Origin of the sequence: Prevotellamassilia timonensis (genome assembly GCF_900106785.1) — a bacterium.
GTDB lineage: Bacteria > Bacteroidota > Bacteroidia > Bacteroidales > Bacteroidaceae > Alloprevotella > Alloprevotella timonensis.
Genome location: NZ_LT629844.1, coordinates 222,439 through 237,513 on the forward strand (window position 1 = coordinate 222,439; position 15,075 = coordinate 237,513).

The 15,075-nt window shown below is 52.3% G+C and carries 9 protein-coding genes; 4 read left to right on the top strand and 5 right to left on the bottom strand.

Going from position 1 to position 15,075, the window contains the following annotated elements:
- Positions 1 to 538: 538 nt before the first annotated feature.
- On the bottom strand, positions 539 to 2,593 hold the full coding sequence (locus tag BQ5453_RS06450) for a tetratricopeptide repeat protein (protein ID WP_071122578.1): 2,055 nt from the start codon (positions 2,591 to 2,593) through the stop codon (positions 539 to 541).
- Positions 2,594 to 2,795: 202 nt separating this feature from the next.
- Complete coding sequence (locus BQ5453_RS06455) at positions 2,796 to 5,222, bottom strand: TonB-dependent receptor (RefSeq protein WP_071122579.1); 2,427 nt, start codon at positions 5,220 to 5,222, stop codon at positions 2,796 to 2,798.
- A 310-nt stretch (positions 5,223 to 5,532) separates the two neighbouring features.
- On the opposite strand from BQ5453_RS06455, the gene rsfS reads away from it, so the two are divergent.
- From rsfS to BQ5453_RS06475, 4 genes are read left to right on the top strand one after another with little or no spacing between them, the layout of a single operon-like run.
- Positions 5,533 to 5,892, top strand: coding sequence for a ribosome silencing factor (gene rsfS / locus BQ5453_RS06460; protein ID WP_071122580.1), 360 nt, complete (start codon positions 5,533 to 5,535; stop codon positions 5,890 to 5,892).
- Positions 5,893 to 5,933: 41 nt separating this feature from the next.
- The gene (ftsH, locus tag BQ5453_RS06465) at positions 5,934 to 8,078 is read left to right on the top strand and encodes an ATP-dependent zinc metalloprotease FtsH (protein ID WP_083361138.1); all 2,145 of its coding nucleotides are present in this window, start codon (positions 5,934 to 5,936) and stop codon (positions 8,076 to 8,078) included.
- Positions 8,071 to 8,919, top strand: coding sequence for a phosphatidate cytidylyltransferase (locus BQ5453_RS06470; RefSeq protein WP_022101250.1), 849 nt, complete (start codon positions 8,071 to 8,073; stop codon positions 8,917 to 8,919). The genes ftsH and BQ5453_RS06470 overlap by 8 nt, the downstream gene beginning before the upstream one ends.
- A gap of 22 nt (positions 8,920 to 8,941) precedes the next feature.
- Entirely contained in the window at positions 8,942 to 10,159 is a 1,218-nt protein-coding gene (locus tag BQ5453_RS06475) for a hypothetical protein (protein ID WP_022101251.1), read from the top strand.
- 484 nt (positions 10,160 to 10,643) lie between these two features.
- Here the strand turns inward: BQ5453_RS06475 and BQ5453_RS06480 are convergent, their stop codons facing one another.
- From BQ5453_RS06480 to BQ5453_RS06490, 3 genes are all read right to left on the bottom strand, one after another.
- Positions 10,644 to 11,804, bottom strand: a complete 1,161-nt coding sequence (locus BQ5453_RS06480; protein ID WP_083361139.1) for a S1 family peptidase — start codon at positions 11,802 to 11,804, stop codon at positions 10,644 to 10,646.
- A gap of 95 nt (positions 11,805 to 11,899) precedes the next feature.
- Positions 11,900 to 13,486 carry a replicative DNA helicase gene (dnaB, locus tag BQ5453_RS06485; protein ID WP_071122582.1) on the bottom strand — a complete coding sequence of 529 codons (1,587 nt, stop codon included), beginning with the start codon at positions 13,484 to 13,486 and terminating at the stop codon, positions 11,900 to 11,902.
- A 5-nt stretch (positions 13,487 to 13,491) separates the two neighbouring features.
- Positions 13,492 to 15,039 carry a hypothetical protein gene (locus tag BQ5453_RS06490; protein ID WP_071122583.1) on the bottom strand — a complete coding sequence of 516 codons (1,548 nt, stop codon included), beginning with the start codon at positions 15,037 to 15,039 and terminating at the stop codon, positions 13,492 to 13,494.
- Between the last annotated feature and the right edge of the window lie 36 nt (positions 15,040 to 15,075).

A 15,075-nucleotide genomic window follows, 5' to 3' on the forward strand; every position in this document is an offset into this window, starting at 1 on the left:
CGGAGCAACAGACTTTTCTGTTCCCCTATACCGTAATATCTTCCTCCCGTGCTTGTGCCGTGTGGCAGCGTGTATGTTGTGTAGAATGCGTGTAGGTGAAATTTGTAGCATCTTACACTAAGTAAAGTATTGACAATCAATGAGTTGTAGCGTGTTAGTGTAAGATGTAAGATACTCGGTAAGTAAAGCTTTTGTAGTATGGTAAAAGGTCCCAAGTACCACTTTTTCGTCGTGGACCTTTTGTAAATTATTGTTTTTCGGTGAAACGCAACCATGCGAACAAATTCAAGCACCAAACGCTACCACCAAATGCAAGCACTAATGGGGGCGACGCGTCTCGCGTCGGGGAAAATGCAATGCTCATACACTAAATAAAGGCTCACAGACAGCGCTAATTACACGTTTGTCTGTGAGCCTTTGCTTTAATTCCCGTGGGACGAGGCTGCTGAAAAAACCGACGCGGGACGCGTCGCCCCCATTAGAGCTTGCGTTTAGTGGTAGCGTTATTGAAATGTTTAGTTGTAACTCCAGCAAGTGCTTATTGCTTGCTTGTAATAGTCAGCACTTTGCGGGAGTTGTCAATTTCGATTTTACCAAGGCGACCGAGCACCGACTGGCCGAGGAGGAGCGGGGCACGCTGGTTGCGCACTACCGAAGCACGCACGTTTTCGAGTTTAAGACCGCCAAAGTCTACGTGGCGCAGATTGATGATGGTACCTTCGTTGATGTTGCCGTTGGCATCTTGAAAGTATTGGCTGCCCACCACGTCGCTTTTGCTCAGATAGCCGTTCTTCATCATAAAGGTGGCTTCAACCATTGACAGTGATACCGTGGCAGCCCCGGTGTCGAATACGAACGAGAGCGGCAGGTTGTTGATTTTGCATTTGATGGTGCACACACCATACTCCTTGGTAAATGGCACCTCGGTAGTTACCGTGTTACCGGCACCGGGGTGTACCGCCACCACGGTGTCGGCCGGTGTGAGCGACTGCTCAAGCTTTTGCTTGTAGGTGCTGACAAGCGACTTGAATTGGGGCAGTTGGCGTATGTTGTCAAGGTCGTGGTCAAGACCGATGTGTGCAAAGTTGACATAGCCCTTTTCGAGTGCCGTCTTGAAATAGTTCAAGGCCTTGTCCGTGTTGTTCATGAGAGCATACAGGCAAGCCGCATCGTAGTTGTTGCCGCTGCTGTTGTCGCGGTTCAGAATGGTGTCCATCACCTCCATGGCCTTGTCTTTTTGTCCGAGTGCCAGGTAGGCATATTGGCTGCAGCTGTAGTCGGCCGGTGTGGGTTCGAGTGCGATGGCCTTTTCAAGGTCGGGGCGCGCCTTGTCGTTGTTGTTAAGTGCCTTATAGCACAATCCGCGCAGGTTGTAGGCGGGAGCAAGCTCGTTGCCACCTGCGGCCATGCACATGGTAGCATCTTCGATAGCCCCTTCAAAGTCGCGCAATATCAATTTGGTCCATGCACGTGCGTAGTAATACCCCATGTTGTCGGGCTCCATCTTAATTATTTCGTCATACTGCTGTATGGACTCTTGCGGACGGTTGAGGTTGTACAATATGTCGGCACGCATTCCGAGCACATCGGTCTCTACTGAGTCGGTGTCGCAGGCCTTATTGATGGCAATGAGCGCATTTTGATAGTCGCCCATCTTTTGGTAGCAGCGTGCAATGGCTTGGCCAAGGTTGAGCGAAGCGTCCTTGTCTTGTAAAATTTTGTAGTAGCTGATGGCCTTGGCGTACTGCTCGCTTTGCTCGTATGTGGCGGCTAAGTAGAAAGGCCAGTCTATGCTGTTTGGCGACTTGGCCATTTGTATTTTCATTTTTGCCAATAAGATAGAGAGCATGGGTTCCTTTATGTCGCTGAGCAACGATACGGCTTTGTTGTTGAACTCAATGCTCAAAGCGGTGATGATGTCGTCGGCAGATTTGTCCCATTCGCCAAGTTCCTTGTAAGCCTCAGCACGAAATGCGTAGGGATAAGCGTTGTCTGAGCCCAAACTGGCGGCGTAGGTGAACTGCTTGATGGCCTCGGTCCATTGCTTTTGCGCACTCAGGTTGCGCCCCAAACCCATGTAGCCTGTGGCATCGCCTGATGCAATTTTGATGACTTTGCGGTAGTCGGCATCGGCCTCGTCGTAGCGTTCCATCTCATAGTAAAGTTGCGCGCGTTCCTCGTAGGGGCGCTGTTCATCGGGTGAGGCCTTGATGGCCGATGCGTAATCGGACAGGGCTGCCACAGTGTCTTTGAGCAGACATTGAATTTGTGCTCTGATGGTGTAGCTCACAGTGGTAAATTCCTTGTCTTTGGCAGGCATGTACTTTATGGCCAGGTTGGCGGCATCGATGGCCTTGCCAGGTTCTTCTTGCTGGCGGTAAATGTCTGCCAGGTACATGTAGGCATAGCCATTTTTTTTGTTGACTGCAACTTCACGGTTAAAGTAGTCGATGGCCTCGCTGGGGTTATCGTTGTCGTATGCTTCGACCCCCCGGCTGTAGTTGTAGCTGTCGGGGCGTTTAATTTCTTTGTCGGCTTGTGCCGTCAGGGTGGTGGCGGCTGCAAGCAGCATGATGCTAAGTAATCTTTTCATAGTTGATGTGTGTAAAGGGTCGTTATCTGTTTATGAGTGCAAATATAGTCAAATTGCGTGTACAAAAAAGCCAAGCCTCAAACATTTTATATGCTTGAGGCTTGGCATGGCGCATGATACTTGCAATGTTGCAGTTGCAGCAGATGGTGGAAGGGGCATGTTGACAGGTTAACAGGTTAACGGGTTAACCTGTTGACGCGTTTTAGAAGTGCCACTTTACGTCCAGCCCAAATGAGCGTGGTGCGGCATATTGGGCAAAGCGGTGGCCCATGCTGTCGAAGGCAAAGGTGGCATAGCGTGTGCCGGTAAGGTTGCGTGCCCAAAGGTTAAGCTGCACATTGCCGGCCAGCGTGGCGCCGACGTGTGCGCCGAGTGTGGCATAAAACTTTTGTCCGAAGGCGTTGGCCTCGTCCCACATGATGCTGCCGGCTCCCTTGACATCGGCGCCAAGGGCAAATGTGCGTACAAATTTGTCGACCGACACGGGCAGTTCGGCATCGGCCGATGCACTGAAGGTGTGCTGAGGCACAAAAGGCACGCGGTTGCCCGTGTAGTCAACTCTTGCGCCGCTGGCTGAAGTGCCAAGGTCGTAACGGGTGAACTTGGCGTGTGTGTAGCCATAGTTAGCTGTGAGCGTGAGGCGGTCGTGGGCCAGTTGTGAGCGCAATCCCACCTCAACGCCTGTGCTGCGGCTGCGTCCGGCGTTGACCATGACGCGCCCCATGCCGCTTTGGGCAAAGCGGGCTATTTGCTGGTCGCGTGTTTTCATGCAGAACACGGCCAAGTCGAGTTGCAGCATTTTGTCAGCCAGGTTGTGGTGAATGCCTGCTTCGTAGCTCCAGGTGTACTCAGGCTTGTAGTAGAGCGTGCTGGCATCGGGGGCTTGTGGTGTGACGCGGTCGAGCGCCCCAGTCATGCCCGCAATGATCTTGTCCTTCTTGGCATCAGACATGACTTTGTCCGGAATTCGGCGTATGGCCTGCTCGCTGTATTGGCGTACGCCTAGCATCATTTGTCGGCGCAACAACTGTTGCGACAGGTCGGAGTATGACTGTATGTTGTAGCCTCCGGCGCGGTAACCTTTGGCCACACTCACGTAGATGTTGCCAAGTCCGCGCGGCAGTGCATAGTTGAGTGCGCCCTTGGGCAACACCTGCCAGCTGTGGTGGCTCAGCGAACTGTTAAGTGAGGCATCGGCCTCGAGGTCGGTGGCAAACTGCATATGGCCCATGCTCATGCCAAAGTGGTAGGGAATGGTGCCGTTGCCCTCGGTGCCCGACGTCATGTCGAGTTTGCGGTAGTCGTAGTCAAGGCGCAAGCCAAGCGTCATGCTCAGTCCGCCAACCAGCTTGACCGTGCTCTGGTGGAACAAAGCCGCATTGACCGAGGGCGTTTTGAGCCGTGCGGCAAATGGTATGTCGTTGCCTGTAAAGGCTATGCTGATGGCCGGTTGTGGGGGCAGGTTGGCGCCAATTTGCGTGTTGAGGTAGTCAACGCCCTCGCTGTAGAATGTGACGGGGCAGTCGGTGCGCAATGACTGGTACATGCCAAATGCGCCTGTAGTCCATGTCCAACGGCTGTTGCTGGCGGGACTTTTCAGTGCAATCTCCTCCGACACGGTGTTGGCGTGCTGCTTTTGACAAAGCGAGAAGATGTCTTGACGTGTAAAGTCTTGGTCCATAAACAGGCGGTCGTCGAGTCGCTGGTAGGCTGTGATACTGCTCAAAGTGAACTTGGGCAGACGGTGCTCCACGCCAATACCGGTGTTGAACACGCCGCGGCGGTAGGTGCTTGGGCGGTTTTGCTCGAGTGTGCCTATGGCGGCACCATTGGCAGCGGTGTTGTAGCCTTGGGCAAAGTCGCTTGTGTTGCCTAACAGATAGTAGGGGCAAGCCTTTTCGTTGCTGTGCTCGTATGAGGCGGTCCAGTCAATCTTTACCACATCGGTAGGGTGCCACGACCAGCGCAGACGTGCACCGCCGGCCTCGCTTGCATCTTGCTTTTTGCCAGTGGCCTGATTTTTGAAGTAGCCGTCTTCGCCCTCGTAATAGCCGCCTATGCTGAGGCCCATGCGGTTGGCCGGGTGCAGATAGGTGGTGAAGGCTGCATGGCGCTGCATGGCACGCTGCTGCCACCCCGTGCCAATGCCAGCCGACACGTCGGTGCCGTGGTGGGTGATGGGGTCGGCCGTAAACACGCGCACCAGTCCGCCCATGGTGTTGCGGCCATAGAGTGTGCCTTGCGGGCCGCGCATGATGTCGACACGTTCGATACCTTGAAATGAGAAATCGTAGCTCGACTTGTCGACGTAGGGCACGTTGTCAACATACAGCCCTACTGCGGGAGTGTTGATGCGGCTGCCAATGCCACGAATGTAGCAGGCCGAGGTGAGGCGGCTGCCGTATTGTGGCATGTAGAAGTTGGGCGCATAGGCCGAGAGGTTTTTCAGCGCACCGGCCTTGCGGTTGTTGAGCGTGCCTGCGTCGAACAGACTGACGCTGAGCGGTTGCTGGCGCAGTTGGCGGGTTTCTTTGGGTGAGGCTACTACTACGGCCTCTTCGATGTCAAAATGCTTGGTGGTGTCGGCACAAACGGGTGCTGCCGATAGCAGAAGTGGTAAAAATAGCATAGTTGGTTGTGTCGTATTGTTTTATGGGTGCAAAGTTACGTGGCATGTGTCAGGTACACAATCCTTATATATGAGGAATAATGTGCTGAAATCGGCCGTGCCTTTGTGACTGCAGGCGCTTTTGGCATAATCTTTGTTAGAAGATAGGCTGCGGTTCGGCAAAGATTGCAAGTGAACTTGACTTTATTCGCTCAGTTTGCACTATCTTTGCAGAAGATAGGCTTCACTTCGGCATAAAGTTCAAGCAAGCTTGACTTTCTGCGCTCAGTTTGCACTATCTTTGCACCAAAAACAAACAGATAAATAACGCATGGAAGAAACACAACAGTTAGTAAATACAATCATTGACGGCATTCAGGAGAAAAAAGGCCGCAGCATTGTAACAGCCAATTTGAGTAACATTATTACAGCACCTTGCAGCTACTTTGTTATATGTACTGCCGGCTCACCACAACAGGTGGACGCCATAACCGACTCGGTGGAGGAATTTACAGGCAAACACTTGCGCGAGAAGCCTGCGGCTATTGCCGGACGCGAAAATGGTGAGTGGGTGGCTATGGACTATGGCACGGTGATGGTGCATATATTCCTGCCCGAGGCACGCGAACACTATGATTTGGAAAATCTTTGGGACGATGCCGAACTGACGCAGGTGGCAGATTTGAACTGACTCTCATAACACGTTATACTTAAATTACAACAGAAAACAAAATGGCTCAAATACCAAGTACGCCATCGCCGCAACCCGGAGGCAAAAAACCGGGCAGGCGTCGGCGACCATTTGTTACGCTAACATGGTTCTACGTCCTTGCCATCATATCGTTGGGCATAATGCTGTACACTAACAGTGGCAACAGTCAGGCTGGCGGTGTAGACAAGGAAGTGGACTACACGGCCTTCCGCACGTATGTAAAACAAGGCTATGCGCGCGAGGTGGTGGTGAACAAGACCGATGGCAACGTGCGCTTTGTGGTGCGCCCCGAACACATACGCGATGTGTTCAACATGGGCAGTGACAAGACGGGCACGGCTCCTACCGTGTCGGCCAAATATCCTAATGTCGATGCCGTGGGCACCTTCCTTGACAGTAACTACAAGGGTGGGGTGCGCTATGAGGAGAGTAGCAATTTCTTTTCAAACTTGTTCAGCAGCATATTCCCCTTATTGCTGCTGGTGTTCCTCTATTTCTTTTTGATGCGCCGCATGGGTGGCGGTGGTGCCGGCATGGGCAGCATCTTCACCGTGGGCAAGAGCAAGGCACGCTTGTTTGAGAAGAATGGCAAGAACACGACGAACATCACATTTAAGGATGTGGCCGGACAAGAAGGCGCCAAGCAGGAAATTCGCGAGATTGTGGACTTCTTGAAGAACCCGAAGAAGTACACCGAACTCGGTGGCAAGATACCCAAGGGCGCATTGCTCGTTGGCCCTCCGGGCACAGGTAAAACGCTGTTGGCAAAGGCTGTGGCCGGTGAGGCAGAGGTGCCTTTCTTCTCGATGGCCGGCTCCGACTTTGTTGAGATGTTTGTGGGCGTGGGCGCCAGTCGTGTGCGCGACCTGTTTCAGCAGGCCAAGGAAAAGGCTCCTTGCATCATATTTATCGATGAGATTGATGCCATTGGTCGTGCCCGTGGCAAAAATCCTACGATGGGTGGTAATGATGAGCGCGAAAACACTCTGAACCAGTTGCTTACCGAAATGGACGGCTTTGGCACCAATACGGGTGTGATTGTGCTGGCTGCCACCAACCGTGTGGAAATACTCGACTCAGCGCTGCTGCGTGCTGGACGTTTTGACCGACAAATACATGTAGACTTGCCCGAACTCTCTGAACGTGTGGCCATATTCAAGGTGCACATGAAGCCTCTCAAACTTGACGATACGGTGGATATTGAGATGCTTGCACGTCAGACCCCAGGATTTTCGGGCGCCGACATTGCCAATGTGTGCAACGAGGCGGCCTTGATAGCTGCACGCCACAACCGCAAGGAGGTGGGCAAGCAAGATTTCCTTGATGCTGTTGACCGCATAATCGGTGGTTTGGAAAAGACGTCGAAGGTGATGACCGAGGACGAGAAACGCTCAATAGCCATACACGAGGCTGGTCATGCTTCGGTGTCGTGGTTGCTGCAATATGCCAACCCGCTGGTAAAGGTAACGATTGTGCCGCGCGGACAGGCTCTTGGTGCCGCATGGTATCTGCCTGAGGAGCGCACTATTACCACACGCGAGCAAATGCTTGACGAGGTGTGTTCGCTGCTTGGCGGGCGTGCTGCCGAGGAGCTGTTTGTAGGCCATATATCGAGCGGTGCGCTTAACGACCTTGAACGTGTGACCAAACGCATATATGGTATGGTGGCCTACTTGGGCATGAGCGACAAGCTGTCGAATGTGTGCTACTATAATGCGCAGAATGAGTACAACTTTACAAAGCCCTATTCTGAGCGCACCTCCGAACTGATTGATGCCGAGGTGCAGCGCCTGATTGCCGAACAGTATGAACGTGCCAAAAAACTGTTGGAAGAAAATGCTAACAAGCACAACCAACTGGCCGACTTGCTGGTTGAGCGCGAGGTGATATTTACCGAGGACGTTGAACACATATTCGGCCCGCGCCCGTGGAAGAGCCGCGCCGATGTGTTGATGGAAGAAGAGGCACTCAAACTGGCCGAAGAGCGTGGCAAGAAGTTGGAGGCTGACAAGCAGGCTGCTGCCGGCGAGGAGGCTCCGACTGCTGAAAAGGAATGTGACAACGAACCGGCAGCCGCTGGTTGTGTGCCGCCACCTGTGCCTGCCGGCTTGGGTAAACAGCAAGATACAGATAAAACTTCATCTGACAATAACAACAATGAATAACCTGATTGTGCGTGCACTCACAGGTGCGGTCTTTGTGGCCGTGCTTGTGGGCGGCACGCTTTTTTCGCCTATGACGTTCACGCTGCTGTTTGCAGTGGTGACGGGATTGACCACTTGGGAGTTTTCGCATAATGTGAACAGCTATGCGGGGGCCTCGGTCAACAAGTTGATAAACACGGTAGCTGCGGTGTACTTGTTCGTAGCCTTCGGCGGCTTTTGTGCCGACCTCGTGCCTTCGCGTGCGTTTATCCCTTATTTAGTGTCAATCATTTATATGCTGGTGAGCGAACTCTACTTGCAGAAGGCCGACCCGCTCAAGAATTGGGCCTATGCCTTTGCGTCGCAAATTTATGTGGCCTTGGCTTTCAGCCTGCTCAATGTGCTCGCCTTCCAGTACGACCCCATGACCAACAAAACTGCCTTTGAACCAATTTACCCGCTGAGCGTGTTCCTGTTTTTGTGGACGAGCGACACGGGGGCCTATTGCTGCGGTTCGTTGCTGCACAAATATTTCCCGGCCAAATTGTTTGAGCGCATATCGCCCAACAAGTCGTGGGTGGGCAGCATTGGCGGTGGCGTGCTGTGCTTGGTGGTGGCCGCTGTGCTGTGGCACTTCAACCCCACGTTGCTCACCTTGCCGCAATGGCTTGGTCTTGGTGCAGTAGTCTGTGTGTTTGGCACATGGGGCGACCTGGTAGAGAGTTTGTTCAAGCGCCAGCTCGGCATAAAGGACAGTGGCCACGTGCTGCCAGGGCATGGCGGCATGCTCGACCGTTTCGACTCCGCGTTGTTAGCCATTCCTGCTGCGGTGCTCTACTTGTATTCGGTACAAGCTTTTTAGGTAAGTATAACTGTGTTGTGCTATGACAGCTTTGGAAATTAGAATACAAAGACGCAAATTGCTGTGGCGCATAACGGCAGTTGTGCTCAGCTTGACCATGCTGGTGGGTGGCATAACTTATGTGGTGATGAAGCGCCCATTTGCCGACGACTACGAATTGGTAGACCAACTTGGAGGCAACCTCTTTCCGTCTGCCATATTGTCGGTAGCTACAACCAACACCCAGGTTATTCCGCCCATGAGCGGAGAGTATGTGGGCAATCCCAAATCGTGTGTGGCCATCAAACTGAAGAGCGGACACGCCAACACGGTGGTGCGCATCGAACTGGCCGAGACACCGTTCTACGCCCGCTCGGTGTCGACATTTGTTTTGCCCAAGGAGCATACCGAATACATCATCTATCCCGACATATTGTGGCGTTACAACGCTTTGCGCGACAACGAGCAGGCCGAACCTATCAGTGTGGTGGCCAATGTAGAGGTAGATGGCAAGGACCTGGGGCAGAAGGTGCGCACGTTTTCGGTGCGGAGCATCAACGAGTGCCTGTTAGGGTTTAACAAGCAGTTGCCCGACGGCCGCACGCGTTATGTGAGTACACGTTTGTTTTACGCAGCCTACGTTAATGAGGAAAACCCGCTCATTGACAAAGTGCTGCGTGAGGCGCTCAACACCCGCATCGTACGCCGCTTTTTGGGCTATCAGAGTACGCCCGAAATGGTGGACAAACAAGTGTATGCCCTGTGGTATGTACTGCAAAAGCGCAATTTCAAGTATAGCTCGGTGTCGTACTCAAGTCTGTCGAGCAATGTGGTATACGCACAGCGTGTGCGCACGTTTGAAGATGCGTTGAACTCGTCGCAAATAAACTGTGTGGACGGCAGTGTGCTATTTGCCTCATTGCTGCGTGCCATCAACATAACGCCGGTACTGGTGCAAATGCCCGGCCACATGTTTGTGGGATATTATACCGACTCTGCCAAGAAGAACCTCACATTTCTTGAAACGACTATGATTGGTGATGTAGACCTTGACGACTATTTTCCCGATGAGAAACTTGACTCTACACGCACCACAAAGTCGCAGGGTGAAATGTCGCGTCTGACGTTTGAAAAATCGAAAGAGTACGCCCTTCGCGAGTATATGCGTGTGAAGGATAAGGTGCAGGCTAACAAGCCCAACTATCTGTTTGTCGAAATTAACAAGAATGTACGCCGTAATGTGCAGAGCATTGGCAAGTAAGTGTGACGTGTGCGCCGCGCACCTTGTATGCTTAGGCGCGTTATGAACCAGGTATATACGCGCTTAGGCACTCTAATTGTAAGCCGATTCATAAAAGCGAGCAGGCCAACTGAGGAATATGTAATGCCTCAGTTGGCCTGCTCGCTTTTGTTTTATAGCTGTCCGGCAAAACGCAAACATGCGTAGGGAGTCAAGCTGCAAACGCAAGCACTAAACGCTACTACTAAACGCAAGCACTAAACGCTACTACTAAACGCAAGCACTAAACGCAAGCACTAAACGCTACCACTAATGGGGGGCGACGCGTCCCGCGTCGGGCTTTAAGGCAAAGGCTCACAGACAGCACTAATTACATAGCTGTCTGTGAGCCTTTGTTAAGTGTATAAGTATTGCATTTTTCCCGACGCGAGACGCGTTGCTCCCATTAGTGGTAGCGTTTGATGTTAGCGTTTAGTGTTTGCGTTTTGTGCTTGAATGTACTTGCTTACTCTCCCACAAAGTTGCGCACCTTTTGCAGTGGAATGCCAAAGTTGAAATTGTCCGAACCGTTAAGTTTGGCAAAGTTCACACCCACAAGGTCGCCCCACTCGTTCACAACAGGGCTGCCGCTTGAGCCTTGCATGGTAGGAATGCTGTAGAGCAGCCGGTTGCCATCAGGCATTTGGGTAATGCGTCCGCTCGTCATTTGCACTTTGATGCCCTTGCGCGTATTAGCCAACACAATGCCGGCATTAAAGCCAATCATGTATAGCGGTTGGTCAATTTTAAGATTGGTGGGCGACGCCTCCTTGTCTTTGCCAAAAAGCCTGTTCCAGAAGCCGCCATTTGTGTTGCTGCCATCAACGGCAAACACGTGGCACTTTTTAGGCGTCAGTCCGCTGCGCAGTTGTATGAGGGCCAAGTCGGTATCCTTGTCTTGCGCTATGCGCAAAGTGTTGCAAGGGTTGTTTTGCAGAAAGTCGGCCTCGGTTGTAACATACGAGTCGTTGTAGGCTATGCCCAATTGGCAGATGGGGTGAATGCTGATGCTCGACACATCAAGTTGTGCGTCAAGGTTGCTGCGCTCCTGCGCAAGCTCGCTGAATTGTTGTTGCAGCGCATTCTGTTGGCTCTCAATTTGGCTGACCCGCATTTGGTCTATTTGCGTGTAGCCCCAATAGTCGGTTGTGACGCAGTCAGACTTTTGTGCTTCGAGCGCATTATATTGCGAGGTGAGTTCACTCATGCGGGCTTCGTACAGTGCCTTGACATATTCAATCATGTTCATCAAGCACTGCTTGACTTGTGCCTCGTCAATGGTGGGCGATGCCACATGGCGGTTGGTGAGCAAGGTGCCTTCGTCGTCAATAAAAAAGGCAGTGCCCGTCAGGTATCCGCAGTTGCGGCGCACTTCGTTCACATCGTCCGTCAGCCCTTCGAGCGAGCCGTCCTCGGCAATGCCCGTAAAGTACAGATGCTCGCCATTCGGCATGGAAGCGTTGTAGTAGAATTTGTTGAGCACCATCACCACGCCCGATGCTTCGTCTTTATACAACTCTTCGGGGGTAGGTGGCTTTGGCGAGCACGCAGCTAACATACATACGGCAGTCAGCAATCCAACGACCAGAGTTTGGGCTTGGCGCATAAGTTTTGTTATTCTGTTCATGATATATGATTGATAGTTGCTTGTTAGCAGGCGAATGGTCTGTATATAGTGGCAGCTAATTTTAGCCCTCCCTATGCCAATGCCGGTGTTCGTGCTTAGAATGGTGGCGCATCGTTAGGCGCAGGCGGAAATGAATCGGGCAATGGTGGAAATCCCGCTGGTTCGGGAGGGAAAGGATTGTTGTCGACGGGTGGCTGGGTAGCAGCAAGAGCGTCGGTGCCAGGTTGGTCGTTGCTGCCCGTTGCTGCCGAATCCATTGTAGCCACTTCGTCCTCCTCGGGATTTTGAAATCTGGCATATTCGCCGCGGAACTTGAGCAGTACGCTGCCAACAGCACCATTACGGTGCTTGGCTATAATGATTTCGGCCTTGCCACGCAAGTCGCGTCCGGCCTCGTCTTGGTAAATCTTGTAGTACTCGGGTCGGTGAATGAACAACACCATATCGGCATCTTGCTCAATGGCTCCCGACTCACGCAAGTCGGACAGTTGCGGACGCTTGTCGCCCCCCTCACGGTTTTCAACACCACGGTTCAACTGCGACAGGGCAAGTATTGGTATGTTGAGTTCCTTGGCCAACCCCTTAAGCGAGCGCGATATGGTTGACACCTCCTCTTGGCGGCTGCCAAAGCCCATGCCCGAGGCATTCATCAGCTGCAAGTAGTCAATCATCAGCACTTTAACACCGTGCTCTCTTACCAAGCGTCGTGCCTTTGTTCGCAATTCAAACACCGAGAGCGATGGCGTATCGTCCACATAGAGTGGGGCACCCATCAGCTGCTTGATGCGGAAGTCGAGCTGGTTCCATTCATACGGTTTCAGTTGTCCGCTCTTTAAGGTTTCACCTTTAATCTCGCAAACGTTTACAATCAAACGGTTAACCAACTGCACGTTAGCCATTTCAAGAGAGAACAACGCCACGGGCACCTGTTGGTCTACAGCAATGTTCTTTGCCATACTCAGTGCAAAGGCCGTCTTACCCATGGCCGGACGTGCTGCAAGAATAACCAAGTCGGAGTTCTGCCAACCCGAAGTAATTTTGTCGAGTGCATGAAATCCCGACGGGATACCGCTCATACCATCGGTTCGAGCAGCAGCCTTTTGCAGCATTTCGTAGGCCTCCTTAATGACAGGGTCTATTTGCGTATAGTCCTTCTTCATGTTGGTCTGCGACAGCTCAAAGAGTTTGCCTTCGGCCTCTTGCATGAGCACATCAATGTCCTGTGTGGCGTCAAAAGCCTTGGTCTGAATGTTGCTCGTGTACGATATGAGCGCCCGTGCCGTAGCCTTTTGGGCTATGATGCGAGCATGGTATTCGATGTGGGCCGACGAGGCCACCAAACCGCTGAGTTGGGTGATGTAAAAGGGGCCACCCACCTCTTCAAGCTGGTTGGTGCTGCGCAGCGCCTCGGTTACGGTGAGAATGTCGACAGGCTTCTCCTCAAGGTTAAGCCGCTGTATGGCCTCATAAATAATGCGGTGGCGGTTGTCGTAGAAACTTTCAGGGCGCAGTATTTCACTTACTTGAAAGTAGGCGTCCTTTTCAATCATCAAGGCACCGAGCACAGCTTGTTCAAGCTCAACGGCCTGAGGTTGCAGATGCCCGAAGTCATCGGTCTGTGGTGAGGCTTTCTTTTTATATGTAGGGCGGCGGTTGCCGCTGGTCTTTTCGTTTGTTGCCATATGCTTTATTCTTTACGCGTTGGCTTAAGGGATTGTACACAATGGGTGGAAGACACGTGCGGGGCAGCTGTTGTTGTCAGCTTCGGCGTTTCAGTAGTTTCGGCATGGTTATAGCAGCCCATGTCGGGGCGTGCGGTTCTTGGTGCCCCTGTTCTGTCGTAGGGATAATACTGTTGTGAGATGCTTGGCGAGGCCTGGCCTACGGCAGGCGAGTAGGGCGAAAGTGTGAAGTAGAACAGCAAGTGGTCTACATTAAAGGCAGGTGTAAAATTCTTGTCGTGCACGATGCTGTCAGCTTCGGCTTGGTCTGTCGACCGTGTGTCCCACAGGCAACTCTCAATTCTGTCATCGGGCTTTTCGGGCTGCGGCGTGTCAAGCAGACTGTAAGCAAAGTTATAATTAAAAGCGTCGTTCTCGAAATCGGTATTTTGCCCGCCTATTATCTCATCATCTTGATAGCCGGTAACGATGCTGTTAGCCACATACAAGTTGTGCAGCGGCAGGCGGACATCGCCATCAAAGTTGGCAAAATCCAAGGCGTGGCCATAGCCTCCCGTAAACACGTAGAAGCGGCCTACCGTGCAATGCACCAATGACACGTCGCCACCGCGCACGTGCACACAGTCGCCGCCGGCATTCGTTATCTGGCTGTTGCCCACAAACACATTCGCCATGCGCAGATTGAGTGCATGGTTGGTCGTGTTGTGAATGATGCTGTTCTCCATTTTAAGTTTTGAGCGGCTTATGTCCGACGAGTCGGCACAAAGGCCATTGGTGCTGCTGTGTATGTCGGCATAGTTGATGGTGTTGCCATACGATTGCGATTTCAGCACAATGCCGTCCCACAAGCCTGGTGTGCGGTCGTAGGGCTGGTTTTTGAACATCAAGTCAAGTCTGTCGCCACGTAGTGTTACGGGCTTCTCCCTCGAACCGTCAATGTGCAGTGTACCATGCACAATAAGGGCCGCCTTGTTGTGGAACAAAAAGCGTGTGCCTGGCGCCAAAGTCAGTTCTGCACCCCTCTCCACCACCAGACTGTCCATAACGCGGTAAGGCTTGGTGGCGTCCAACGTGGTGTTCTGGCTGATGCGCATACCGCTCAACGTTATGACATTCTGCCCTTGAGCTGTAAGCACAACCTCCTGCATGAGGCCCGACTCCGTTTGAAAGCACAATTTGTCCTCAACCGCTACCGCGTCATCGGCATCAGATGAGGGAATGTTGGCCATTACGTAAACAATCATGCTGTCCTTGCGGGCAATTTCAAAGTCGTTGGCCACGCCATTGACTAACTGTGTGCCATCGGCATTGACATAGAACGGCGAACTGCCACCCTTGCCAAGCATGATTTGGGGTATACGTATGGCTTTGTCGGCTTGATTGTAAATGGTCAACGAATATGTCTTTGACGGTGTGCCGCTAATAATGGTGTCAACCGCCACAGTGTCGCGGCTGAATGTGAGCTTGTCGTTGGCCGAGGTGGTGTAATCATCATCTTTCAAGCATGATGTGACCAACAACAAGGACATGAGCAGCAATACCACTTTTTGCATAAAACAGACTCTTGATTATTTTGTGTTGGTGGAGTT

Bases quoted from the DNA above. Each gene is read 5' to 3' on its own strand.
- BQ5453_RS06450 (WP_071122578.1), bottom strand. From the start codon at position 2,593: ATGAAAAGATTACTTAGCATCATGCTGCTTGCAGCCGCCACCACCCTG.
- BQ5453_RS06455 (WP_071122579.1), bottom strand. From the start codon at position 5,222: ATGCTATTTTTACCACTTCTGCTATCGGCAGCACCCGTTTGTGCCGAC.
- rsfS (WP_071122580.1), top strand. From the start codon at position 5,533: ATGGAAGAAACACAACAGTTAGTAAATACAATCATTGACGGCATTCAG.
- ftsH (WP_083361138.1), top strand. From the start codon at position 5,934: ATGGCTCAAATACCAAGTACGCCATCGCCGCAACCCGGAGGCAAAAAA.
- BQ5453_RS06470 (WP_022101250.1), top strand. From the start codon at position 8,071: ATGAATAACCTGATTGTGCGTGCACTCACAGGTGCGGTCTTTGTGGCC.
- BQ5453_RS06475 (WP_022101251.1), top strand. From the start codon at position 8,942: ATGACAGCTTTGGAAATTAGAATACAAAGACGCAAATTGCTGTGGCGC.
- BQ5453_RS06480 (WP_083361139.1), bottom strand. From the start codon at position 11,804: ATGAACAGAATAACAAAACTTATGCGCCAAGCCCAAACTCTGGTCGTT.
- dnaB (WP_071122582.1), bottom strand. From the start codon at position 13,486: ATGGCAACAAACGAAAAGACCAGCGGCAACCGCCGCCCTACATATAAA.
- BQ5453_RS06490 (WP_071122583.1), bottom strand. From the start codon at position 15,039: ATGCAAAAAGTGGTATTGCTGCTCATGTCCTTGTTGTTGGTCACATCA.